The sequence below is a fragment of the Scandinavium sp. genome (genome assembly GCF_032012665.1).
GTDB lineage: Bacteria > Pseudomonadota > Gammaproteobacteria > Enterobacterales > Enterobacteriaceae > Scandinavium.
In genome coordinates this window covers 13,581-37,270 of sequence record NZ_DALZVG010000021.1, presented here as the reverse complement: position 1 = coordinate 37,270, position 23,690 = coordinate 13,581, and the positions used below count along the sequence as shown (strand labels likewise).

Sequence of the window (23,690 nt, the reverse complement as noted above, 5' to 3'; positions counted from 1 at the left end):
CAGCTCACGAGGAATCACCATGAACCGCTTTGTCATTGCGGATCCTCAATGGTGCATCGGATGCAACACCTGCCTGGCAGCCTGCTCCGATGTCCATAAAGCCCAGGGGCTCCAGCAGTACCCCAGGCTCACGATGGCACGTACCGGCGACCACACCGCCCCGGTGCTGTGTCGCCACTGCGAAGACGCACCGTGCAAACGGGTGTGTCCGGTCAACGCTATCGCCCTTGAAGGCGACAGCGTGCAGATCAACGAAAGCCTGTGCATCGGCTGCAAGCTGTGCGGACTGGTGTGTCCGTTCGGGGCGATAACCCCTGCGGGCAGCACGCCGCTGGATGTGCCGAAGCAGTACGAGCACTACGTGCCGGCTTCAATGCTCAGCGACGTACCCGTCAGCGCCGACAGCATGAACCCGTTCCTGAGCTGGAACGCGGGCGTGCGCGCCGTGGCGGTGAAGTGCGACCTGTGCAACTTCCTGCCGGAAGGCCCGGCCTGCGTGCGCTCCTGTCCGACCAAAGCGCTGCACCTGGTTGAACCGAAAGCCGTGGAGGCGCAGATGAAACAGCGGCGGGCGCAAACGGCACTTTCAATGCCGGAAACGCTGCCGGGGCGCAACCTGAGCGGGGAGCAAAACTGATGGATTCACTGCAATTACTGACGTGGTCGCTGGCGCTGTACGTCGTCAGCGGCGTGATTTCGCTGCTGCTGCCAAAAAACGAAACGCTGGCGATTCGCGTGGCCGGAATCGGCGCAATGCTCGGCGGCCTGCTGGGATTATGCAGCGCCGTGCCGCTGTTGTTCAGCGGAGAGGTACAAACCTGGGTTGCCGCGGGACCGTTTGATTTTGCGGCCTTTAGCGTACGCATGGACAGCCTGGCCGCCTTTATGGTGACGGTGATTTCTCTGCTGGTGACGCTCTGCGCGCTCTATTCGCTCTCCTATATGCGGGAGTATCTCGGCAAGGGCGCGGCGTCGATGGGCTTCTTTATGAACCTGTTTATCGCCTCGATGGTCGGGTTGGTCGTCATGGACAACGGCTTCTGGTTCATCATCCTGTTCGAGATGATGTCGCTGGCCTCGTGGTTCCTGGTGATCGCCGACCAGAGCGAAGAGTCGATCAAGGCCGGGCTGCTCTACTTCTTTATCGCCCATGCCGGGTCGGTGCTGATCATGGTGGCGTTCTTCCTGATGTGGCGCGAAAGCGGCAGCCTGGAGTTTGCATCCTTCCGCCAGCTGCATCTTTCGCCGCTGATGGCCTCCATCGTGTTTGTGCTTGCCTTCCTGGGCTTTGGTGCCAAAGCGGGGATGCTGCCTTTACACAGCTGGCTGCCGCGTGCGCACCCGGCGGCACCTTCTCACGCATCGGCGCTGATGTCCGGCGTGATGGTGAAAATCGGTATCTTCGGGATCATCAAAGTGGGTGTCGACCTGCTCGGTGCCACCGAAAGCTGGTGGGGGATTATGGTGCTGGCATTCGGCGCGGTGTCTTCGGTGCTCGGCGTGCTTTACGCTCTGGCTGAACACGACATCAAACGCCTGCTGGCCTGGCACACCGTGGAGAACATCGGCATCATTCTGATGGGCGTTGGCGTAGGGATGGTCGGTATCGCCACGCACCATCCGCTGCTGGCGACCGTGGGTCTGCTCGGGGCGCTGTTCCATCTGCTCAACCATGCTCTGTTCAAAGGTTTGCTGTTCCTCGGTGCGGGCGCGGTCATTTTCCGCGTACACACCCGTGACATGGAAAAAATGGGCGGCCTTGCGAAGCTGATGCCGCTCACCGGTACTGCCTTCCTGATTGGCTGTATGTCGATTTCCGCGCTGCCGCCGCTGAACGGCTTCGTCAGCGAGTGGTTTACCTACCAGTCCCTGTTCACCATGAGCCACGACGGCGATTTCGCTATGCGTCTCGCCGGGCCGGTTGCCATCGTGATGCTCGCCATCACCGGCGCGCTGGCGGCGATGTGCTTCGTTAAAGTCTACGGCATCAGCTTCTGCGGCGGGGCCCGCAGCGAAAAAGCGGAGCACGCACGCGAAGTGCCGTGGCCGATGACGGCGGCGATGATCGTCATGGCGCTGCTGTGCGTGGCGCTGGGCGTTGGCGCATCCGTTGCTGCACCCGTGCTGGCAAAAGTGGCGAGTTCTCTCGTGCACGCGCCAGAGCTTATCGTGGCGAACAACTCGCTGCTTCAGCCGGGCAACAGCGCTCAGGCCATGCTTTCTCCTGCCATTTCCTTTTTGCTACTGCTTGGCCTGCCGTTGCTGCCGCTGGCGGTGTGGTGGGTGCTGCGTGGCGATCGCGGGGCGTTTCGCCGCAAGGGGTCACCGTGGGCGTGCGGCTACGGCTGGGAGCAGGAGATGTCTGCTTCCGCAGGCAGCTTCACTCAGCCTTTGCGCGTGATGTTTGGCCCGCTGTACCGGATGCGCAAGCAGCTCGACCCTTCTGAAGCGCTCGGGCGCAGCCTGAGCAAAGTCACCGACGGTGCTGCTGCGGTCGAGCCGTTCTGGGATGAACGCATTATCTGGCCGCTGGTGCGCCTTGTTCAGCGCGCCGGTTCGGGCATCCAGCGGATGCAGAGCGGGGACTTCCGCCTTTACTGCCTGTATGTGGTGGTGGCGCTGGTTGTCCTGTTACTGACCGTGGCCCTGTGAGGAGAGTGAGATGGTAATCCAACAAACGCCAGAGTGGGGCATGGGGCTGTTCGCCGTGATTCAGGCCGCCATTTTGCTGGCGCTGACGCCGCTGTTAACCGGCATTTCCCGTCAGATCCGCGCACGTATGCATTCGCGTCGCGGGCCGGGCATCATGCAGGACTATCGCGACCTGGTGAAGCTGCTTAAGCGTCAGCCGGTCGGCCCCGATCGCTCCGGCGTCATGTTCCGCATTATGCCGTGGGTGCTGCTCAGCAGCATGCTGCTGGTGGCGATGGCGCTGCCGGTATTCACGCAGACATCGCCGTTCGGTGGAGCAGGGGATCTGATCACCCTGCTGTACCTGTTCGCGCTGTTCCGCTTCTTCTTTGCCCTCTCCGGGCTCGACAGCAGTTCGACCTTTGCGGGCATCGGTGCCAGCCGTGAGCTGACGCTGGGCATCCTGGTGGAGCCGATTCTGATCCTCGGCCTGCTGGTTGTGGCGCTGATTGTCGGTTCAACCAACATTGGCACCATCAGCGCGGCCCTTTCTGAGGGCTGGAGCTCGCCGTTGGCCATCTTTATGGCGTTCCTCGCCTGCGGTTTCGCTTCATTTATCGAGATGGGCAAGATTCCCTTCGACGTCGCCGAAGCCGAGCAGGAACTTCAGGAAGGGCCGCTGACGGAATACTCCGGCTCCGACTTCGCGCTGGTGAAGTGGGGGATTGGCCTGAAGCAGGTTGTGGTGGCGGAGATGTTCCTTGCGGTGTTCATTCCGTTTGGCAAAGCCGCAAGCCTGAGTCCGTCGGCGCTGCTGCTGGCGCTGGCGATCGCCCTCATCAAGCTGCTGGTGGTATTTGTGCTGGCGTCGCTGGTGGAGAACTCGCTGGCGCGCGGCCGCTTCCTGCTGACGCATCACGTCACGTGGCTTGGGTTCGGCGTCGCGGCGCTGGCTTTCGTCTTCTATTTCACCGGTCTGTAAGGAGCGCCGAGAAATGATGGAAAAAATCGCGCTGACGACCCTGCTGGTGCCGTTTATTGGCGCGCTGCTGACGGCCTGTTCGCCGAAACCCGTGGCGAAGAATATCTGTAGCCTGTTTGCGCTGTTTGCCACGCTCGGCACCGCCGTGCTTGGCTGGCAGTTTCTGGCGGGGGGAAAAGCGGATGCGACTTACACGCTGGTCAGCTATCACGGCGTGGCGCTGTTCGGCTTCACCGTTGACCGAATCAGTACGCTGATTGCCTTTGCTGTGGTGTTCCTCGGCCTGCTGGTGAGCCTCTATTCCACCGGGTACTTAACCCGTGGCAACCGCGAACACCCGCACGATGGTGACAACCGCTACTACGCGTTCCTGCTGATCTTCATCGGGGCGATGGCGGGGCTGGTGCTTTCCTCAACGCTGCTCGGGCAGCTGCTGTTCTTCGAAATCACCGGGGGCTGTTCCTGGGCGCTGATTGGCTATTACCAGACGCCGAAGTCTCAGCGCTCGGCGATGAAAGCGCTGCTGATTACCCACGTCGCATCGCTTGGCCTGTACCTCGCGGCAGCGACGCTGTTCCTCAACACCGGCACCTTTGCGCTGAGCGCATTAAGTCAGCTGCAAGGTTCGGCGAGCTACATCGTTTACGGCGGCATTCTGTTTGCGGCCTGGGGGAAATCAGCCCAGCTGCCGATGCAGGCCTGGCTGCCGGATGCAATGGAAGCGCCAACCCCAGTCAGCGCTTACTTACATGCCGCTTCAATGGTGAAAGTGGGCGTTTACATCTTTGCCCGCGCCATTCTGGAAGGCGGCAACGTACCGCACGCCATCGGCTGGGTGGGCATCGTGATGGCGACGATCACCATGATCTACGGCTTCATGATGTACCTGCCGCAGAAGGACATGAAGCGCCTGCTGGCGTGGTCGACCATCACCCAGCTGGCGTGGATGTTCCTGGCCCTCTCCATGGCGGCGCTTGGCTCTAAGCAGGCGCTCAATGGCGGCATTGCCTACATCTTCAACCACGCGTTTGCCAAAAGCCTGTTCTTCCTCGTGGCGGGGGCTTTCAGCTACAGCTGCGGCACGCGTCTACTGCCGAAGCTGCGCGGCGTGATGAGCAAATCACCGCTGCTGGGCATCGGCTTCTGCGTGGCGGCACTGGCGATTGCCGGCGTGCCGCCGTTCAACGGCTTCTTCAGTAAATTCCCCGTCTTTGCCGCAGGCTTCACGCTTTCCAGCGCGCACTGGGAGCTGATCCCGGTGATGGTGCTGGCGCTGGTGGAATCAGTGGCGAGCTTCGCGTGGCTGATTTACTGGTTCGGGCGCGTGGTGCCGGGCGAACCGAGTCCGGAAGTGGCAGAGATGTCGCCGCTGCCGCTGGCAATGCGCGCGGTGCTTATCGTGCTGGTGGTGATGTCGCTGTGTTCCAGCGTGATTGCCGCGATGTGGCTTAATTAAGGAGACGACGATGACCGGAACCTTACTCGTCAATAATCTCGCCGGGCTGATGATGGTGACGTCACTGCTGGTGATTGGCGCGAAACGTCCGCGCAGCGCCTGCTGGTTTTACGCCCTGCAGTCGCTGGTGCTGGTGCTGATTTTCTTCACCCTTTCCCAAACGCTTGAGTCTGAACAGCTGCTGATGTGGTCCTTCAGCGCCCTGCTGACCAAGGTCATTCTGGTGCCGATTGTCATGGGCTTCGCGCTGCGCAAGCTTGCCGATCCGCAGGCCGACAAACCGTTGATTAGCCCGGCGCTGCTGATGCTCGCCGCGGCGGTGATTGTGGTGCTTTGCTGGCTGGTTGTGCGCCCGGTGCAGCTTCCTTTGTTGCTTGATCTGAAACCCGCGCTGGCGGTGGCACTTGGCCACTTCCTGCTGGGGCTGCTGTGCATCGTCACCCAGCGCAACATCATTCGTCAGGTGTTTGGCTATTGCCTGATGGAAAACGGTTCGCATCTGGTGCTGGCGCTGCTGGCTCACAGGGCGCCGGAGCTGGTGGAGATTGGTATCGCCACCGACGCGATTTTCGCGGTGATTGTCATGGTGCTGCTGGTGAGAAAAATCTGGCGCACGCTCGGCACGCTGGACGTGAACCAACTGACGGCGCTGAAGGGATAACACAATGAGTCATTCTGCTATTTTCACATTTCTTCTGCTGACGCCGCTTGTATTCGCGCTGCTGGCCTTTGCCTGCCAGCGCCTCGGCACGGCGTCTCGTTCGGCGGTCACGCTGCTGCATGGCGTGGGCATCCTGGTGCTGCTGGCGATAACCCTTTACGCCGTGAGCGTGGTCTACCAACAGGGTGAGATGTTCTCCACGAATCTGTGGCTGCACCTCGACAGCCTGAGCGCGCTGTTCCTGGCGCTGCTTGGGATAATCGGGTTTCTCACCGGACTTTACTCGATGGGCTATATGCGCCACGAGGTCGACGAAGGAGAGATTTCCGTCGCCACGCTGTGCAACTACTACGGCTTCTTCCACCTGTTCCTCTTCACCATGATGCTGGTGGTGACCAGCAACAACCTGATCGTGATGTGGGCGGCGATTGAAGCGACTACGCTCAGCTCGGCGTTTCTGGTGGGGATTTACGGCCAGCGCTCGTCGCTGGAAGCGGCGTGGAAGTACATCATCATCTGTACCGTTGGCGTGGCATTCGGCCTGTTTGGCACCATTCTGGTGTACGCCAACGCCGCGAGCTTTATGCCTGACCCGCACAACGCCATTTTCTGGAGTGAAGTGCTGAAGCATGCGGCACAGCTCGATCCCACGCTGATGCATCTGGCGTTCGTGTTTGTGCTGATTGGCTTCGGCACCAAAACCGGGCTGTTCCCTATGCACGCCTGGCTGCCGGACGCGCACAGTGAAGCGCCAAGCCCGACAAGTGCGCTGTTGTCCGCCGTACTGCTGAACTGCGCGCTGCTGGTGATTATCCGTTTCCACATCATCATCACTCAGACCCTCGGCTCCGCCTTCCCGAATACGCTGCTGGTGATTTTCGGCCTGCTCTCCGTGGCGGTGGCGGCGTTCTTCATTCTGGTTCAGCAGGACGTTAAGCGCCTGCTGGCTTACTCCAGCGTGGAAAACATGGGGCTTATCGCCGTGGCGCTTGGCATCGGCGGGCCGCTGGGCGTGCTGGCGGCGCTGCTGCATACGCTGAACCACAGCCTCGCGAAAACGCTGCTGTTCTGCGGTTCGGGCAACGTGCTGCTTAAGTACGGCACGCGCGATCTTGGCGTGGTGCGCGGCATGCTGAAGCTGATGCCGTTCAGCGCGGTACTGTTGGCCGCGGGTGCGCTGGCGCTCGGCGGGATGCCGCCGTTCAACGTCTTCCTCAGCGAATTTATGGTGGTGACCGCAGGACTGGCTGCCGGGCATATCTGGCTGACCATCGGCCTGCTGTTGCTGCTGACCGTGGTGCTCGGCGGCCTGGTGCGCATGATCGCCTGCCTGTTGTTCGGCGCTGCGCCTGAAGCAACAAGCCGCGGTGAGCTGGGCTGGCTGACCACCGCGCCGATGGCGATTTTACTGGTGCTGATGCTGGTTATGGGCACCCACATTCCGCAGCCGGTGAGCCGCCTGCTGGAAAATGCCGCGTCGATTGTGATGCAGCAATCCCCGCATGAATTTCAGTGGCCGTGGGCGGGTAAAACCGCTTCAGCCACGACCCCCCGTCTTTGCACCCGCGAGTGCGCTGGAGAAATGAAGTGAGCTATCAACAATATATGAACGGCCTCGCGCAGGGCGATGTACTGGGCAACGGCTATCTGGCCGCCGTCCGGGAGAAGTTTCCGGGTGCGGTGCTGGACGAAGAGCGCCAGACTCACGATCAGGTGACGATTACGGTCAAAATCAACCAGCTGCCTGAGATTGTTGAGTTTCTCTACTACGGCTGCGGCGGCTGGCTGCCGGTGCTGTTCGGCAACGACGAGCGCACGCTCAACGGCCATTTCGCCGTTTATTACGCGCTGTCGATGGAAGAGGGCGAGAAGTGCTGGGTGGTGGTGAAGGGGCTGGTCGATGGCTCGCTGGAGTTTCCGTCCGTCACGCCGCGCGTGCCCGCCGCCGTGTGGGGCGAGCGTGAAGTTCGCGATATGTATGGCCTGAAGCCCGTTGGCCTGCCGGACGAGCGCCGTCTGGTGCTGCCGGACGACTGGCCGGATGAGATGTACCCGCTGCGTAAAGACGCGATGGACTACCGTCAGCGCCCGGCGCCGACCACCGAAACGGAAACCTATCCGTTCATCAACGACGGCGACAGCAAGGCGCGCGTGGTGCCAATTGGCCCGATGCACATCACCTCTGACGAACCCGGCCACTTCCGCCTGTTCGTCGATGGTGAAACCATTGTCGACGCCGATTACCGCCTGTTCTACGTCCACCGTGGGATGGAAAAGCTCGCGGAAACCCGCATGGGCTACAACGAAGTGACGTTCCTCTCCGACCGCGTTTGCGGCATTTGCGGCTTTGCGCACAGCGTGGCCTACACCACGTCGGTGGAAAACGCGCTGGGCATCGTGGTGCCGCAGCGTGCGCACACCATCCGCTCCATTCTGCTGGAGGTGGAGCGCCTGCACAGCCATCTGCTGAATATCGGCCTCTCCAGCCACTTTGTTGGTTTCGATACCGGCTTTATGCAGTTTTTCCGCGTTCGTGAAAAATCAATGATGATGGCGGAGCTGCTCACCGGTTCGCGTAAAACCTACGGCCTGAACCTGATTGGCGGCATTCGTCGCGACATCCTCAAAGAGCAGCGCATCAAAACCATTCAGCTGGTGCGTGAGATGCGCGCCGAGGTGACTGAGCTGGTCGACATGCTGCTCTCCACGCCGAACATCGGCCAGCGCACCCAGGGCGTCGGCATTCTCGACCGCCAGGTTGCGCGTGACTACAGCCCGGTTGGCCCACTGATCCGCGGCAGCGGATTCAGGCGCGATATGCGTTTTGACCACCCGTATTCGGATTACGGCAACCTGCCGAAAACCCTGTTTGCCTATGACGGCGGCGATGTCTTCTCCCGTGTGATGGTGCGCGTGAAGGAAACCTTCGATTCGCTGGCGATGATTGAGTACGCGCTGGACACCATGGGCAACGGCCCACTGCTGACCGAAGGCTTCACCTATCAGCCGCACAAATTTGCGCTTGGCTACGTGGAAGCGCCGCGCGGTGAGGACGTGCACTGGAGCATGCTCGGCGACAACCAGAAGCTGTTCCGCTGGCGCTGCCGCGCGGCGACGTACGCTAACTGGCCGGTGCTGCGCTATATGCTGCGCGGCAATACCGTGTCGGATGCGCCGCTGATTATCGGCAGCCTTGATCCGTGCTACTCCTGCACCGACCGCGTGACGCTGGTGGACGTGCGCAAACGCAAATCGACCACCGTGCCGTACAAAGAGATTGAACGTTATAGCATTGAGCGCAAGCACTCGCCGCTGCTCAAGTAAGGATTAAACGATGCTGAAACTGTTTAAAACCATCCTGAAAGCGGGCGAACCGACGGTCAAATATCCGTTTGCGCCGCTGGAGATCAGCCCCGATTTTCGCGGCAGGCCTGAACTGGATCCGCAGCAGTGTATCGCCTGCGCGGCCTGCACTTCTGCATGCCCGGCGAACGCCCTGACGATGGAAACCCATCCGGAAAGCAACGAGCGCACCTGGCAGCTGTTTATCGGCCGCTGCATTTTCTGTGGCCGCTGCGAAGAGGTTTGCCCGACGAAGGCGATTCGCCTGACCAACGACTTTGAGCTGGCGGTGACCAATAAAGCCGATCTGTACGTCAAAGCGGTATTTCGTTTGCAGCACTGTGAAGTCTGCAAGCAGCCGTACACGCCGGAAAAATCGGCGCAGTATGCGGTGGAGCTGCTGCGCCAGTCCGGCGTCAGCGATGAAGCGCTGGCGGGCATGACGTCGCAGTTCACCACCTGCCCGGCGTGCAAGCGTCAGCAGACGGTGGGCCAGCACGACCAGCGTATGTTCAGCGTATCCGCAGCGGAGGTCTCTCATGAGCGAGTTTAATCATCACGTCAGCCAGCCGATTGCGCTTGCGGACGACGCGGCGCGCATGAAGCAGACGTTGCTGAAGGACATCAAGCGCTCGGCCTACGTCTACCGCGTGGACTGTGGCGGCTGTAACGGCTGCGAGATTGAAATTTTCTCTGCCATTACGCCAGTGTTCGACGCCGAACGCTTCGGGATCAAGGTTGTTGCCTCCCCGCGCCATGCCGATATTTTGCTGTTCACCGGGGCGGTGACCCGTGCGATGCGCGTACCCGCGCTGCGTGCGTATGAATCCGCGCCGGATCCGAAAATCTGTATCTCCTACGGTGCCTGCGGCGTGGGCGGCGGGATCTTCCACGATCTCTACTGCGTCTGGGGCGGCAGCGACACCATCGTGCCCGTCGACGTGTGGATCCCCGGCTGCCCCCCAACGCCTGCGGCCACCATTCACGGGTTTGCCGTGGCGCTCGGCCTGCTGGATCAGAAGCTAAAGGGCATTGAACACGTGCAGGGCGAAAATGAAAAGCCCGCCATCATTCTGCCGGACGTGCCGCTGACGCTGCGGGTTGCCGTTGAGCGCGAAGCACGGCGGATGGCGGGCTATCGCCAGGGTGGCGACATCAGCATGAACCTGCTGAAGCTGATTCAGCATAAGCAGCCGCAGCAGGCGGCCCATGAGGTGGACGTCTGGCTGCGCAAAGAGAACGATCCGCGCCTGACCGAGATCGTTCATGCGCTGATGGCGGTTATCGCCGGTAAGGTGATGGCATGAGTGAAAAAGGAAAAGTGACGTTCTGGTCGCTGCGGCAGAAGTTCGTCGACAGCGATGACGACATGCCCGCCGAAAGCCAGCAGGTGATGTACTACTCGCTGGCGATTGGTCATCACGTCGGGATGATCGACTGCCTGAAAACGGAGCTGGAATGCGGGCTTGAAGGCTATACCGAATGGCTGAAGCTGCTACCTGAAGGGGACGCGCGGCGTAAGCTGCGCGGCCTGCTGACGTTTGGGGAAATCACCATCGATTCCACCCACACGTCGCTGCTGGCGAATGCGCTTTCTGAACTGAGCAAAACGGGAGCGGAACCCTTTAAAGGCTGGAGCTTGCGGCTGATTGAGCTGCTGGGTGAGATTGAACGCGAACCGGCGATTTATCTTATCGTAAAAAGGCAGGTTGCCTGATGGCGCTGATTGCCAGGTGGCGGCTGATGCCTTACCTGGCCTACAAATCAGGCCTGCGCGATTTGTAGGCCGGGCGCTTACGCGGAGCCTTAAAGATCCCGCGTATTGATTCCCAGACGCTGCATCCTTGAGAGCAGCGTCGTTCTTTTCAGACCGAGCTTCTGCGCTGCACCTTTTGGCCCCGCCACAATACCGTTTGTTTCCCGCAGGGCCTGAATAATCCTTTCCCGTTCACCTTCGTCTGTTTCTGGCGTTTGCGGATTAAACAGCGGCGGCAGCTTGATGGTTACAGGCTGAACGCGTGGCGCCTGCGCCGGGGCTGAAGGGATTTTCAGATCGCCCAACTGGAGATTCAGGGTGTTGCCCTGGGTCAGGATCACCGCGCGTTCAATGACGTTTTGCAGTTCGCGCACGTTACCCGGCCAGGGATACTGGCACAGCGCCTGGAGCGAAGCTGCGGGAATAGTATCGATGGTTTTGTTCATGCGCGCCGCCAGCTTTTGCGTGAACCAGGTGGCGAGCAGCGGGATATCTTCCGGACGCTCGCGCAGCGGTGGGATCACGATCGGAAAGACGTTCAGGCGGTAGAACAGATCGCTGCGAAACTCGCGTTCCTGCACCATCTGATGCAGATCGCGATTGGTGGCGGCGATCATCCGGACGTTCACCGGGATCACTTTGCTGCCGCCGAGGCGCTCTACTTCACGCTCCTGCAACACGCGCAAAAGTTTGGGCTGTAGCTCCAGCGGCATATCACCGATTTCATCAAGGAACAGCGTGCCACCGTCGGCCATTTCAAACCGTCCGATATGGCTGCTGGTTGCGCCGGTGAAGGCGCCTTTCTCATGCCCGAACAGATCGCTTTCCAGCAGGCTTGCGGGAATAGCGGCACAGTTCATTTTGACCAGCGGGCTTTGGCTGCGCTGGCTGAGTTTGTGAATAGCGCGGGCGATAAGCTCTTTGCCGGTACCCGTCTCGCCGAGCAGCAGCACGGTGCTGTCGCTCGTGGCGACCATCTCGACCTGGCGCAGCAGGTTTTTCATCGCCGTGCTCTGGAAAATAATATCGTTCAGGCTTTCAACGTTTTGCAGCTGTTCCGTGAGCCAGATATTTTCCTGCTTCAGTGAATCTTTTAAACGCGTAATTTCATTCCAGGCGTTGGCATTATCCACCGCAATACTGATCCGTGAGGCTATTTGCCCGAGCAGGGAACAGACCGCTGGCGTAAAAGCGCTGGCGTCCGTATGGGCGAGAATAAATATGCCGGGTGCATGGGCGTTAAATGCCAGCGGCAACAGCAGGGCCGCCTGCATGCCAGCGTAATATAAATCTTTTAATAACGGATCGTTGAGGTTTTCATTGAGCGCAACGGCCTGCGGCTGATTGTTATCCAGCACGTTTTTAAGAATGCTTTGTGCGAGGGGATACGTTCTTTGCTGGCAAACGCACTGATTCTCTCCCTGCCAGCCGCAGGCGGTGACCGGAAAGGCCTCAGAAGATACGCCGTCAAAAAAGGCGAGCGAGACGCTCGGGATCGCGAAATAGCGGTGAATATCCGCGGCGATGGCGTTCACCATCCCTTCACGATCGAGGTGCGCCAGCACGGAGTTGGTGATATCGACCAGAATACGGTATTCATCGCGCTCTTCTTTTAAGTGATGAAAGAATTCCAGCAGCTCAGGTTCGACGCCGGAATTGATCATGGCAATCAAGTGATTATTCCATTCGGTATTTGTAATGGGAATGGTTCTTATTTTCTTGCCACTCAGCTTCTTTACATCATTCATCGCTTCAGCCTGTTTATTGAAAATTGCTGATGTTCACAATGAATCAGCAATGCTATTTGAGATCAGTATTTGCGGGCTGCGTGCAATATAAGATACCCCTTTGGGATCATTCGTTGATATTGATGGGTAGTTTGCTCATTCAGGCTCATTTTATCGGGAGAAAAGCGTGTCTAACGTATTACTTTGTGTCGGCAACAGCATGATGGGCGACGATGGGGCCGGGCCGCTGCTGGCGGAAATGTGCGCCAGCGGGCCAAAAGGTGACTGGATTGTGCTGGACGGCGGCAGCGCGCCGGAGAGGGAAGTGGCGGCGATCCGTGCAATGCGTCCGAACCGTTTGCTGATTGTTGATGCCACCGACATGGGGCTGGAGCCAGGCGACATTCGCATCGTCGACCCGGACGATATTGCCGAAATGTTCCTGATGACCACCCACAATATGCCGCTCAACTACCTGATTGAGCAGCTGGCAGAAGACGTGGGAGAGGTGATTTTCCTTGGCATTCAGCCAGACATTGTCGGCTTTTATTATCCGATGACGGAGAAGATCAAAGCCGCGGTAGATGTCGTTTATCAGCGGCTTGAGGGCTGGACCGGCAACGGCGGGTTTGAGCAGCTGTAACGTTTGCCGGGCGGCGCTGCGCTTGCACCGGCCTACAATTTTACAGGGACGGCTTGTAGGCCCGGTAAGCGTTAGCGCCACCGGGCAAGCAGTGCCGCCCGGCAATGACATCACGCCAAATCTTCCCCGTTGCTCGCAATCACCTTCTTATACCACCAGAACGATTTCTTACGCGTTCGCGCCAGCGTGCCGTGGCCTGCATCGTCACGATCGACGTACACAAAGCCGTAGCGTTTGCTCATCTCGCCCGTCGAGGCGGCGACTAAATCAATGCAGCCCCAGGTGGTGTAGCCGATGACCGGAATGCCGTCGTCAATGGCGTCACCCATCGCCTGAATGTGCTCGCGCAGGTAGCTGATGCGGTAGTCGTCGTTGATTTCGCCGTTGGCTTCCACCACGTCTTTTGCGCCGAGGCCGTTTTCAACCAGGAAGAGCGGTTTCTGATAGCGGTCATACATCATGTTCATGGTGATGCGCAGGCCCAGCGGATCAATGCCCCAGCCCCATTCGCTGGCTTTGATGTACGGGTTTTTCAGCGATTTAACGATGTTTGCCGCATTGGTGTTGTTGGCGTTCATGTCTGCCGACGCGCAGCGTGAGGCGTAATAGCTGAATGAGACAAAATCGACGGTGTTCTTCAGGATCTCATCATCGCCGGGCTGTTTTTCAATGGTTACGCCTTTTTCGCGGAACACGCGTGCTGAATAGGACGGATAAGCGCCGCGCGCCTGCACGTCGATAAAGAACAGGTTTTCGCGGTCTTTCTCCAGCGCCATCCACACGTCTTCCGGCTTGCAGGAATACGGATAGAAGTTGCCCCCCGCCAGCATACAGCCGACCTGGTTTTTTGGGTTCACCTCATGGGCGATTTTCGTCGCCAGGGCGCTGGCAATCAGTTCGTGGTGTGCGGCCTGGTATTTCACCTGCTCCTGGTTTTCGCCTGCTTCAAACACCAGCCCGGCCCCCGAATAGGGGCTGTGCAGCATGATGTTGATTTCGTTGAAGGTCAGCCAGTACTTCACCAGCCCGTCGAAGGCTTCGAAGCAGGTGCGGGCGTAGCGGGTGAAGAACTCCACCATTTTGCGGCTGCGCCAGGAGCCATATTCCTGTACCAGATGCATCGGCACGTCGAAGTGACAAAGCGTCACCAGCGGTTCGATGTTGTGCTTTTTGCATTCCGTGAACAGGTCACGATAGAAGGCGATACCTTCCTCGTTTGGCGTCAGCTCGTCGCCGTTCGGATAGAGGCGCGCCCAGGCAATGGAGGTACGGAACACCGTGAAGCCCATTTCTGCCATCAGTGCGATGTCTTCTTTATAGCGATGATAGAAATCGATCGCCTGATGGCTCGGGTAGTATTCATCCTCGCGCAGGGTGAAGCGCTTCTCCAGCCCAAGCTTCACCGGCATGCGGTTTGCGCCGTGGGGAATCGTGTCGACGGTGGTTAAGCCCTTTCCGCCTTCCAGATATGCGCCTTCTGACTGGTTCGCGGCCAGCGCGCCGCCCCATAAAAATCCTTTTGGAAACATGCCTTACCTCGCTTGTATCGGTTGTTCTGTGGCGGAAATACCCTGCGCCTGACGCGCAAGGGCCGCATTTTCTTCTACCGGAATATCTTCAAAGCCCAGCAGCAGCGTCAGCACGAAGGAGAGCACCACGGCCAGCGCCATCACGCCAAACACCCAGACGATGGTCATCGGGTTCGCCGGGTCAAAGAACTGCACGCTGGTAAACAGCCCCGGTGCCGCCATCGAATGGCTGGCAAGCCCCGCAATACCGGCCACTGCGCCGCAAATAAAGCCGCTGATCAGGCTGGCAATCAGCGGGCGCTTCAGGCGGATCGCCACGCCGTACAGCGCCGGTTCAGAAATTCCCGCCAGAATGGCGGAAGCCGCGGCGGCCAGCGCCGTCTGACGAAGCTCCGGGTTTTTCGTTTTCCAGGCGACCGCCAGCGACGAGCCGCCGAGTGACAAATTGGCGCCAATTTCAGACGGCATGACCATGCCTTCTTTGCCGGTGGTGGCGATGGTCTGGATGATGGTTGGCGTAAACACGCGGTGCATCCCGGTCATCACCAGCAGCGGCCATAATGCGCCCATAATGGCGACCGACAGCCAGCCCAGATAGTCGTGAACGGTATAAACCAGCGCGGAAATCGCGGTGCCGATCCAGATGCCGATTGGGCCAATTAACAGAATAGCCAGCGGAGCGGCAATCAGCACAATCAGCATGGGTTTGAGGAAGTTTTTGGTGACCGCCGGGGTGATTTTGTCGACCCAGCGTTCGATATAGGACAGGCACCAGGTCATCACCAGCGACGGGATCACCGTGTAGGTATATTTCACCGCCGTAACGGGAATAAAGGCGAAGTCGACGTGCTCGCCCTGGGCGGCTTTCGCCATCAGATCAATAAACCCCGGGTGCACCAGCACGCCCGCAATGGCGATCGCCAGCGACATATTGGTTTTGAATTTCACCGCCGCGGAGGCGGCCACCATCAGCGGCAGGAAGAAGAACGCGCCGTCACCGATGACGGTGAGAATGGTCAGCGTCGGGGTGCCTTTCGCCAGCACGCCGGACATCTCCAGCACCATCGCCAGCAGCTTAACCATTGAGCCGCCGATGATCGCCGGGATCAGCGGGGACATGGTGCCGATCAGCGCATCCAGAATGCCCGCGCCAATGCGCCGGAGCGTTAACTTTTGCGGACCTTGCTCCACGGCGGGCTGCAGGCTGCCCGGCAGCAGGGTGAGCACTTCTTTGTAGGCCTGCGATACCGTGTTACCGATAATCACCTGGCACTGGTTATCGCTGCGCACCACGCCGAGCACGCCGTTGAGGGTTTTAAGCCTGGCGGTATCGGCAAGCGTGGGGTCGTTAAGCACAAAGCGCAGGCGAGTCATGCAGTGGGTCGCGGCGGTGATGTTGGTCGCGCCGCCCAGGGCGGCTACCACATCCCGGGCCAGTGCAGCATAGTTTTTCGACATCGGGTCAATCCATCTTATTGTGATTAAAATTTGTATAGGAAACCGGTTCCACAAAATCATGAAGAGATCTGATGAGCGAAACAAGACAGAAAAAAACTCTATTTTGTTTTCGTGAGATTGATCACTGACGATCGCCGGGGCTGAAAATCCGCGGATCCTGAAGTACACTGCCCACACTTTTTTCAGACGGATGAGCGAACATGGCAACGATGCTGGAAGTGGCGAAGCGCGCTGGCGTGTCGAAAGCCACCGTATCCCGCGTGCTGTCGGGCAATGGCTATGTCGGCCAGGAAACGAAGGATCGCGTCTTCAGGGCGATCGAAGAGAGCGGCTATCGGCCGAATCTGCTGGCGCGCAACCTGGCAACCAAAAAAAGCCAGACGCTTGGCCTGGTGGTGACCAACACGCTGTACCACGGCGTCTACTTCAGCGAGCTGCTGTTCCATGCCGCGCGTCTGACGGAGGACCAGGGGCGTCAACTGATCCTCGCCGACGGCAAGCATAGCGCGGAAGAGGAGCGGGCGGCGATCCAGTACCTGCTCGATCTGCGCTGCGATGCGATCATCATCTATCCGCGTTTTCTTACACCGGATGAAATGGATGAGATCATTCTTGGGCATGACAGGCCGATCATGGTGCTCAACCGTCGCCTGCGAAAACATGCCAGCCACTGCGTCTGGTCCGATCAAAAAGCCTCCAGCGAAATGGCGGTGGAACAGCTGATTGCGCAAGGGCATCGCGATATTGCGTTTATTACCGGCTCGCTCGATTCCCCCACCGGGATTGAGCGCCTGGCAGGCTACAGGGCGGCGCTGGAGAGAAACGGCATAGCGGTACGCGAGGAGTGGATTGCGGAAGGAAAATGGACCCCCGCTACGGGCGCTGCGGGTGCGGCAACGCTGTTATCCCGGGGCATTTCCTTCAGCGCGCTGGTGGCCAGCAATGACGATATGGCTATTGGTGCGATAAAGCAGCTGGTCAGCGCGGGCATCAGCGTGCCGCAGCAGGTGTCGGTGATCGGCTTCGATGATATCGCGCTTGCGCCTTATACCGTGCCTTCCCTCTCCAGCGTGAAAATTCCCGTCACCGCGATGATTGAAGAAACCATTAATCGCCTGATTTTTATGCTCGACGGCGGTGAGTTTAAGCCGGAGCATGCCTTCCCCGGCGAGCTGATCCTTCGCGACTCCGTCACCGCCGGGCCCTTCGCCTGACGTCCGTCATCTGTCATCGTCATTAATGACGATGACAGCGATGTGACACTATAACTCTCTGATAAATAGCCATTTAAATAATGGCGCGGAAAATGCATACCTTCGGCCCTGTTGCCCAATGCCGGAGGAGTGCATGAACCGTTTCATCATCGCGGAAGCGAGCAAATGTATTGGCTGTCGTACCTGTGAAGTGGCCTGCGCGGTGGCGCATCAGCCCGAACAGGACTGTGCGGCGCTGACGCCCCAAACTTTTTTACCCCGCATCCACGTCGTCAAAGGCGTGAATATTTCTACCGCCACCGCCTGTCGCCAGTGTGAGGATGCCCCCTGCGCCAGCGTCTGCCCCAACGGAGCAATTGCCCGTGAAAACGGCTTTGTGCATGTGATGCAGGAGCGCTGCATTGGCTGCAAAACCTGCGTGGTGGCCTGCCCTTATGGCGCAATGGAGGTGGTGGTTCGTCCTGTTGTACGCACCAGCGGTTTTGGAATGCAGGTGAAAATGGAAAAGGCCGAAGCAAACAAGTGTGACCTTTGCCACACCCGCACCGATGGCCCGGCCTGCGTGGCGTCCTGTCCTACCGCCGCGCTGGTCTGTATTGACCGGGAAGCGCTTGAGCAACTGAATGTTGAAAAACGCCGCCGGGCTGCGCTCGACAGCGCATTTTCCGTGTCGTTTTAATCTTAACCCTTTCACTTTTAACAGGTCTGTTACTGATGAAAAAAATCACGAGTGTTTGTCCTTACTGCGGCGCAGGCTGCAAGCTGAAGCTGATTGTTGATAACAATAAAATCCTGCGCGCGGAAGCCGCTGATGGCGTCACCAATCAGAATGAGCTGTGCCTGAAAGGCTACTACGGCTGGGATTTTCTCAACGATACCCGCCTGCTGACGCCCCGCCTGACCCAGCCGATGATCCGCTACGAAAAAGGGGGGAAACTGACCCCGGTCAGTTGGGAAGAGGCAATTCGCTATACGGCCAAAAAACTGAGCGAGATTAAAGCGAAGCACGGACCGCGCGCGATCATGACCACAGGGTCTTCGCGTGGCACGGGTAATGAAACAAACTACGTGATGCAAAAATTTGCCCGCGGCGTGCTGCATACCAACAACGTTGACTGCTGCGCCCGCGTTTGCCATGGGCCGTCCGTCGCCGGGTTACAGGAAACTCTCGGCAACGGGGCAATGAGCAACTCCATCGGTGAGATTGAGGATTCATCCTGCCTGCTGATCTTTGGCTACAACTGCGCTGATTCGCACCCGATCGTGGCGCGGCGGGTGATCAAGGCTAAAGAGAAAGGGGCAAAAATCATCGTCTGCGATCCGCGAAAAATCGAAACGGCGCGCATCGCCGATCGTCATTTGCAGATGAACAACGGCTGTAACATGGCGCTGGTGAATGCCTTTGCCTATGTTCTGCTGGAAGAAGAGCTGTACGACAAAGCCTGGGTGGCGCGGCATACCACCGGGCTTGAAGCTTATCGCGAAGTGGTGAAGGACTACGCACCGGAAGCCGTGGAGGAACTCACCGGCGTGCCTGCCCGTCAGGTGCGTGAGGCCATGCGCATTTATGCTGCTGCACCCACCGCGACCATCATGTGGGGAATGGGCGTCACCCAGTTCGGCCAGGCGGTGGACGTTGTTAAAGGGCTGGCGGGCCTGGCGCTGCTAACCGGCAACCTGGGGCGTAAGAACGTCGGCGTTGGCCCGGTTCGTGGGCAGAACAACGTACAAGGTGCCTGCGATATGGGCGTGCTGCCTAACCAGTTCCCGGGCTATCAGGACGTCACCGACGCGCAGGTGAGGGCCAAATTTGCCAAAGCCTGGGGCATCGACAGCGCGCTGATGGATGACAAAATCGGCGTGCGCATCACCGAAGTGCCGCATCTGGCTCTGGAAGGTAAGATGAAGGCCTATTACATCATGGGCGAAGATCCGTTGCAGACCGAAGCCGATCTGGGGCTGGTACGCAAAGGATTTGAGGCGCTGGATTTTGTTGTCGTGCAGGACATCTTTATGACCAAAACCGCCGAGCAGGCCGACGTGCTGCTGCCGGCGACCTCCTGGGGCGAACACGGTGGCGTCTTTACCTGCGCCGATCGCGGATTCCAGCGTTTTGAGAAAGCGATAGACCCCACTTACAACGTCAAGCGCGACTGGGAAATCATCAGCCTGATCGCCCGGGAGATGGGCTACCCGATGCACTACGCCAGCAATCAGCAAATCTGGGATGAAATGCGCGAGCTGTGCCCGCTGTTCTACGGCGTGACGTACGAAAAAATGGGCGATATGGGGCACGTGCAGTGGCCATGCCCGACGCTCGATCATCCCGGCACGCCTTACCTGTATCAGGACAGCCAGTTCGACACGCCGGACGGAAAAGGCCATCTGTTTGCTGCGCAATGGCGTGCGCCTGCCGAAACGCCGGATGCGGATTTCCCGCTGGTGCTCTGCACCGTGCGCGAGGTCGGACATTACTCCTGCCGCTCGATGACCGGCAACTGCGCGGCATTGCAGTCGCTCGCCGATGAACCCGGTTTTGTGCAGATGAACCCGGAAGATGCGCAGCGGCTTGGCGTGAAGGATCGCGAACTGGTGTGGGTGGAGTCCCGCCGCGGCAAGGTGATCAGCCGGGCGAACGTCAGCAGCCGCACCAACGCCGGCAGCGTCTATATGACCTATCAGTGGTGGATTGGCGCCTGCAATGAACTCACTCAGGATAACCTCGATCCCATCTCCAAAACGCCGGAAACCAAGTACTGCGCGGTGCGCGTCAGCCAGATTGCTGACCAGCGCTGGGCGGAGAACTGGGCGCTGACGACCTACCAGGAGATGAAAACCCGGCTGCGGGAGGCCGCAAACGTCTGATGAAAGAGAACGGCATCGCCATTCGCGTACGTGGCAAAGTTCAGGGAGTGGGTTTCCGCCCGTTCGTCTGGCAAATGGCGCAGCGGCTGCAACGGTCAGGCAACGTCAGTAATGATGCCGAAGGGGTGCTGGTGCACCTCGCGGGGGCAGATGACGGTTTTGGTGCAGAACTGCTGGCGCATTGCCCCACGCTGGCGCGAATCGATGCCGTGGAAGTCAGCCCGTATCAATGGGCTGATTTACCGAAGGATTTCACTATTCATGACAGCGGAGCCGGGCGTATGAGCACCCAGATTGTGCCCGATGCCGCGACTTGTCCGGCCTGTCTCGCGGAGCTGAACGACCCGCTTAACCGTCGCTATCGTTACCCGTTCATCAACTGCACCCACTGCGGCCCACGCTTTACCATCATCCGGGCAATGCCTTATGACCGTCCTTTTACCGCGATGGCGGCGTTTCCCTTGTGTCCCGCCTGTGAACAGGAATATCGCGACCCGCGCGACCGCCGCTTCCATGCTCAGCCCGTGGCCTGCGAGGAGTGCGGCCCGCAGCTGAGCTGGCAGTCGGGCACGCAAACAGCCTCGGGTGAGGATGCCCTGACGGCAGCGATCGGCCTGCTGGCCTCGGGCGGTATTGTGGCGATTAAAGGACTCGGTGGATTCCACCTCGCCTGCGATGCGGGCAATACCGCAGCCGTTGTGCGACTGCGTGAACGCAAGCGTCGACCGGCGAAGCCGCTGGCGGTGATGGTCGCGCAGGCAAATATCCTGCCGGATCGGGCACAAAAATTGCTTAACACTCCGGCGTCTCCGATTGTGCTGGTAGCGAAAAATACCGTAGGCGGATTGTGCGATGACATTGCACCAGGGCTGGATGAAGTTGGCGTGATGCTGCCCTCTAACCCCATTCAGCATTTGCTGATGCAGGCGTTGCATCGCCCGCTGGTGATGACCTCCGGCAACCTTAACGGTAAGCCTCCGGCGATAACCAATGCCGGGGCGCTGGCGGATCTGGCCACTATCGCCGACGGTTTTTTGCTTCACGATCGGGATATCGTGCAGCGCATGGATGATTCGGTGGTGCGGCAAAGCGGCGAAATGCTGCGGCGAGCCAGGGGCTTTGTGCCTGATGCGTTGCCGCTGCCGCCCGGGTTTGCCGACGTGCCGCCGATGCTCTGCTGCGGGGCGGATTTAAAGAACACCTTCTGCCTGGTGCGCGGCCAGGAAGCGGTACTGAGCCAGCATCTTGGTGACCTGTCCGAAGAAGGCGTTGAAGCGCAGTGGCGCAATGCGCTTGCGCTGATGCAGTCGATTTATGCGTTTACGCCTGAGCGCGTGGTGGTGGATGCGCACTCTGGCTACCGTTCCGTGCAGTGGGGGAAAGCACTGGCCATCCCCCGTGAAGAAGTGCTGCATCACCATGCCCATGCGGCGGCCTGCATGGCGGAACACGGCTGGCCGCTTGAGGCCGGTGACGTGATTGCGTTAACGCTCGACGGCATCGGCATGGGAGAAAACGGCGAACTGTGGGGCGGAGAATGCCTGCGGGTGAACTATCGCGAGTGCGAGCACCTCGGCGGCCTGCCGGCGGTGGCGCTGCCCGGCGGAGATTTAGCCGCCCGCCAGCCATGGCGCAACTGGCTGGCGCAGTCTCTGGCGTTTGTGCCGGACTGGGCTTTGCTTCCCGCATTTGAGGGAAAACCGGTGCAGGCGTTGGCTCGTGCGGTTGATCGAGGAATTAACTCACCGCGGGCGTCATCCTGCGGACGCTTGTTTGATGCCGTGGCGAGCGCGCTGGATTGTGCGCCGGAGATGCTGAGTTACGAAGGGCAGGCCGCTTGCCTGCTGGAAGCGCTGGCGAGGACAAGCGACAGCATGCAGCATCCGCTGACGCTGCCCTTTGAAAATAACACGCTGAATTTGCGTATTTTCTGGCAGCAGTGGCTGAGCTGGTCCGCCGCTGATGCCGAAAAAGCCTGGGCATTTCACGACGCGCTGGCCCGTGGGCTGGCGCAGATGATGAACTTTCACGCGGAACGCTTCGGTATCACCACGCTGGTTTTCGGTGGTGGCGTGCTGCATAACCGGCTGCTGCGCGAGCGGCTGGCGTTTTATCTGTCTGGTTTTACACTTTTATTTCCACAGCGTTTGCCGGCAGGCGACGGTGGAATTTCATACGGGCAGGCAGTCGTTGCCGCCGCCCGCCTCGAGGAGAAGAGAGAAGGATGAAGCTGATTACGCTTTTACGTCAGCAGCCACGCGCTGCGCTGCTGGTTTTCGGATTAATCGTTGCCAATCTGGTGGCGTGGGCCTGGGCCTGGGACGTGTTCGGTCACAGCGGAGCCCTGATGGCCGCCAGCCTGCTGGCCTGGGGCTACGGCCTGCGTCATGCGGTGGATGCTGACCACATCGCGGCCATTGACTGCGTGACGCGTAAAATGATGCAGCAGGGCAAACGCCCGTTTGGCGTCGGAGCGTGGTTCTCGCTCGGGCATTCATCCATTGTGGTGCTGGCGTCGGCGGCGATTGCCGCGACGGCGACCGCGTTCCAGCAGCAGATGGGCTGGTTCCATGAAACGGGCAGCCTGATTGGCACTGCGGTGTCCGCGCTGTTCCTGCTGGCGATGGCTTTCGTCAACCTGGTCATTCTGCGTGGCGTCTGGCGCAGCTTCCGCGCGTTCCGTCAGGGGAAACCCTTCAACAGCGATCCGGTGGCCAGCGGCGGCATGATGAGCTGGCTGTTTGGCAAGACTTTCCGCCTGGTCGGTAAAAGCTGGCACATGTATCTGGTGGGTTTCCTGTTCGGCCTTGGCTTTGACACGGCTACGGAGGTTGGCGTGTTGGGGATCACGGCGGCGGGTGCCTCAAGCGGGATGTCTATCTGGAGCATCATGATCTTCCCGGCGCTGTTTGCAAGCGGCATGGCGCTGGTGGACACGCTGGATAACGTGCTGATGGTTGGGGCGTATGGCTGGGCGTTCAACAAGCCGCAGCGCAAGCTTTACTACAACATGACCATTACCGGCACCTCGGTGGTGGTGGCGCTGTTCATCGGCGGGCTTGAGGCGCTGGGTTTGTTGATGGATAAGTTTGGCTTCAGCGGCGGAGTGTGGAACGTGGTGGAAGCGCTGAACGACAATCTCGGCAACGCCGGGTTTATCGTCATCGGGCTGTTTATCGCCTGCTGGATCATTTCACTGGCGGTATACCGCTGGCGGGGCTACGACGCGATTAGCGTGTAAGATTTTTGGCCGTGTGATGTAGCCCGGTGGCAAGGTGAACAGCAAAAAATCCTCGTTTCAGAGGACTTTTTAATGTTTGCTCCCCTCGCCCTGTGGGAGAGGGGCAGGGGGAGAGGGCATCAGGCCGCACAAGGTGAACAGCAAAAATCCTCGTTTTAGAGGATTTTTTAATGTTTGCACCCCTC

At 59.4% G+C, this 23,690-nt stretch carries 19 protein-coding genes; 16 read left to right on the top strand and 3 right to left on the bottom strand.

Going from position 1 to position 23,690, the window contains the following annotated elements; genetic code table 11:
- The first annotated feature begins 19 nt into the window (after positions 1-19).
- The 10 genes from RTU33_RS16025 to RTU33_RS15980 are packed head-to-tail and all read left to right on the top strand — an operon-like array spanning position 20 to position 10,789.
- Positions 20-637 carry a 4Fe-4S dicluster domain-containing protein gene (locus RTU33_RS16025; protein WP_312628681.1) on the top strand — a complete coding sequence of 206 codons (618 nt, stop codon included), beginning with the start codon at positions 20-22 and terminating at the stop codon, positions 635-637.
- Positions 637-2,652, top strand: a complete 2,016-nt coding sequence (gene hyfB, locus RTU33_RS16020; RefSeq protein WP_312628680.1) for a hydrogenase 4 subunit B — start codon at positions 637-639, stop codon at positions 2,650-2,652. Before RTU33_RS16025 ends, hyfB begins: the two co-directional genes overlap by 1 nt.
- 10 nt (positions 2,653-2,662) lie before the next feature.
- Complete coding sequence (locus RTU33_RS16015; RefSeq protein ID WP_312628679.1) at positions 2,663-3,613, top strand: respiratory chain complex I subunit 1 family protein; 951 nt, start codon at positions 2,663-2,665, stop codon at positions 3,611-3,613.
- 16 nt (positions 3,614-3,629) lie between these two features.
- On the top strand, positions 3,630-5,069 hold the full coding sequence (locus tag RTU33_RS16010) for a hydrogenase 4 subunit D (RefSeq protein WP_312628735.1): 1,440 nt from the start codon (positions 3,630-3,632) through the stop codon (positions 5,067-5,069).
- A gap of 10 nt (positions 5,070-5,079) precedes the next feature.
- Positions 5,080-5,730 carry a hydrogenase 4 membrane subunit gene (hyfE, locus tag RTU33_RS16005; protein ID WP_312628678.1) on the top strand — a complete coding sequence of 217 codons (651 nt, stop codon included), beginning with the start codon at positions 5,080-5,082 and terminating at the stop codon, positions 5,728-5,730.
- A 4-nt stretch (positions 5,731-5,734) separates the two neighbouring features.
- Positions 5,735-7,321 (top strand): hydrogenase 4 subunit F, encoded by a 1,587-nt coding sequence (locus tag RTU33_RS16000; protein WP_312628677.1) that lies wholly within the window; start codon positions 5,735-5,737, stop codon positions 7,319-7,321.
- Complete coding sequence (locus RTU33_RS15995) at positions 7,318-9,054, top strand: hydrogenase large subunit (protein ID WP_312628676.1); 1,737 nt, start codon at positions 7,318-7,320, stop codon at positions 9,052-9,054. The genes RTU33_RS16000 and RTU33_RS15995 overlap by 4 nt, the downstream gene beginning before the upstream one ends.
- 10 nt (positions 9,055-9,064) lie before the next feature.
- A complete protein-coding gene (gene hyfH, locus RTU33_RS15990) occupies positions 9,065-9,625 on the top strand; it encodes a hydrogenase 4 subunit H (protein WP_312628674.1) in 561 nt (186 codons plus the stop codon).
- The gene (locus tag RTU33_RS15985; RefSeq protein ID WP_312628672.1) at positions 9,612-10,379 is read left to right on the top strand and encodes an NADH-quinone oxidoreductase subunit B family protein; all 768 of its coding nucleotides are present in this window, start codon (positions 9,612-9,614) and stop codon (positions 10,377-10,379) included. The genes hyfH and RTU33_RS15985 overlap by 14 nt, the downstream gene beginning before the upstream one ends.
- Positions 10,376-10,789, top strand: coding sequence for a formate hydrogenlyase maturation HycH family protein (locus RTU33_RS15980; protein ID WP_312628670.1), 414 nt, complete (start codon positions 10,376-10,378; stop codon positions 10,787-10,789). Before RTU33_RS15985 ends, RTU33_RS15980 begins: the two co-directional genes overlap by 4 nt.
- 89 nt (positions 10,790-10,878) lie before the next feature.
- Here RTU33_RS15980 and RTU33_RS15975 read toward each other — a convergent pair whose 3' ends face one another.
- Positions 10,879-12,492, bottom strand: a complete 1,614-nt coding sequence (locus RTU33_RS15975; protein ID WP_409438255.1) for a sigma 54-interacting transcriptional regulator — start codon at positions 12,490-12,492, stop codon at positions 10,879-10,881.
- A gap of 250 nt (positions 12,493-12,742) precedes the next feature.
- On the opposite strand from RTU33_RS15975, the gene hycI reads away from it, so the two are divergent.
- Positions 12,743-13,198: a hydrogenase maturation peptidase HycI gene (gene hycI / locus RTU33_RS15970; RefSeq protein WP_312628666.1), complete on the top strand. Its 456-nt coding sequence runs from the start codon at positions 12,743-12,745 to the stop codon at positions 13,196-13,198.
- Positions 13,199-13,308: 110 nt separating this feature from the next.
- On the opposite strand, the gene RTU33_RS15965 is transcribed toward hycI, so the two are convergent.
- Both RTU33_RS15965 and ascF read right to left on the bottom strand, forming a co-directional pair.
- Positions 13,309-14,727, bottom strand: coding sequence for a 6-phospho-beta-glucosidase (locus tag RTU33_RS15965; RefSeq protein ID WP_312628664.1), 1,419 nt, complete (start codon positions 14,725-14,727; stop codon positions 13,309-13,311).
- Between the two features lie 3 nt (positions 14,728-14,730).
- Positions 14,731-16,185, bottom strand: a complete 1,455-nt coding sequence (gene ascF / locus RTU33_RS15960; RefSeq protein WP_312628663.1) for a PTS cellobiose/arbutin/salicin transporter subunit IIBC — start codon at positions 16,183-16,185, stop codon at positions 14,731-14,733.
- Positions 16,186-16,385: 200 nt separating this feature from the next.
- On the opposite strand from ascF, the gene RTU33_RS15955 reads away from it, so the two are divergent.
- The 5 genes from RTU33_RS15955 to RTU33_RS15935 all read left to right on the top strand — a co-directional run bounded on the left by RTU33_RS15955 (position 16,386) and on the right by RTU33_RS15935 (position 23,505).
- Complete coding sequence (locus tag RTU33_RS15955) at positions 16,386-17,399, top strand: LacI family DNA-binding transcriptional regulator (protein ID WP_312628662.1); 1,014 nt, start codon at positions 16,386-16,388, stop codon at positions 17,397-17,399.
- Between the two features lie 133 nt (positions 17,400-17,532).
- Positions 17,533-18,078 (top strand): electron transport protein HydN, encoded by a 546-nt coding sequence (gene hydN, locus RTU33_RS15950; protein ID WP_312628661.1) that lies wholly within the window; start codon positions 17,533-17,535, stop codon positions 18,076-18,078.
- A gap of 35 nt (positions 18,079-18,113) precedes the next feature.
- Positions 18,114-20,264, top strand: a complete 2,151-nt coding sequence (gene fdhF, locus RTU33_RS15945) for a formate dehydrogenase subunit alpha (RefSeq protein WP_312628660.1) — start codon at positions 18,114-18,116, stop codon at positions 20,262-20,264.
- On the top strand, positions 20,264-22,492 hold the full coding sequence (hypF, locus tag RTU33_RS15940; protein ID WP_312628658.1) for a carbamoyltransferase HypF: 2,229 nt from the start codon (positions 20,264-20,266) through the stop codon (positions 22,490-22,492). Before fdhF ends, hypF begins: the two co-directional genes overlap by 1 nt.
- Positions 22,489-23,505, top strand: a complete 1,017-nt coding sequence (locus RTU33_RS15935; protein WP_312628656.1) for a HoxN/HupN/NixA family nickel/cobalt transporter — start codon at positions 22,489-22,491, stop codon at positions 23,503-23,505. The genes hypF and RTU33_RS15935 overlap by 4 nt, the downstream gene beginning before the upstream one ends.
- Positions 23,506-23,690 lie beyond the last annotated feature (185 nt).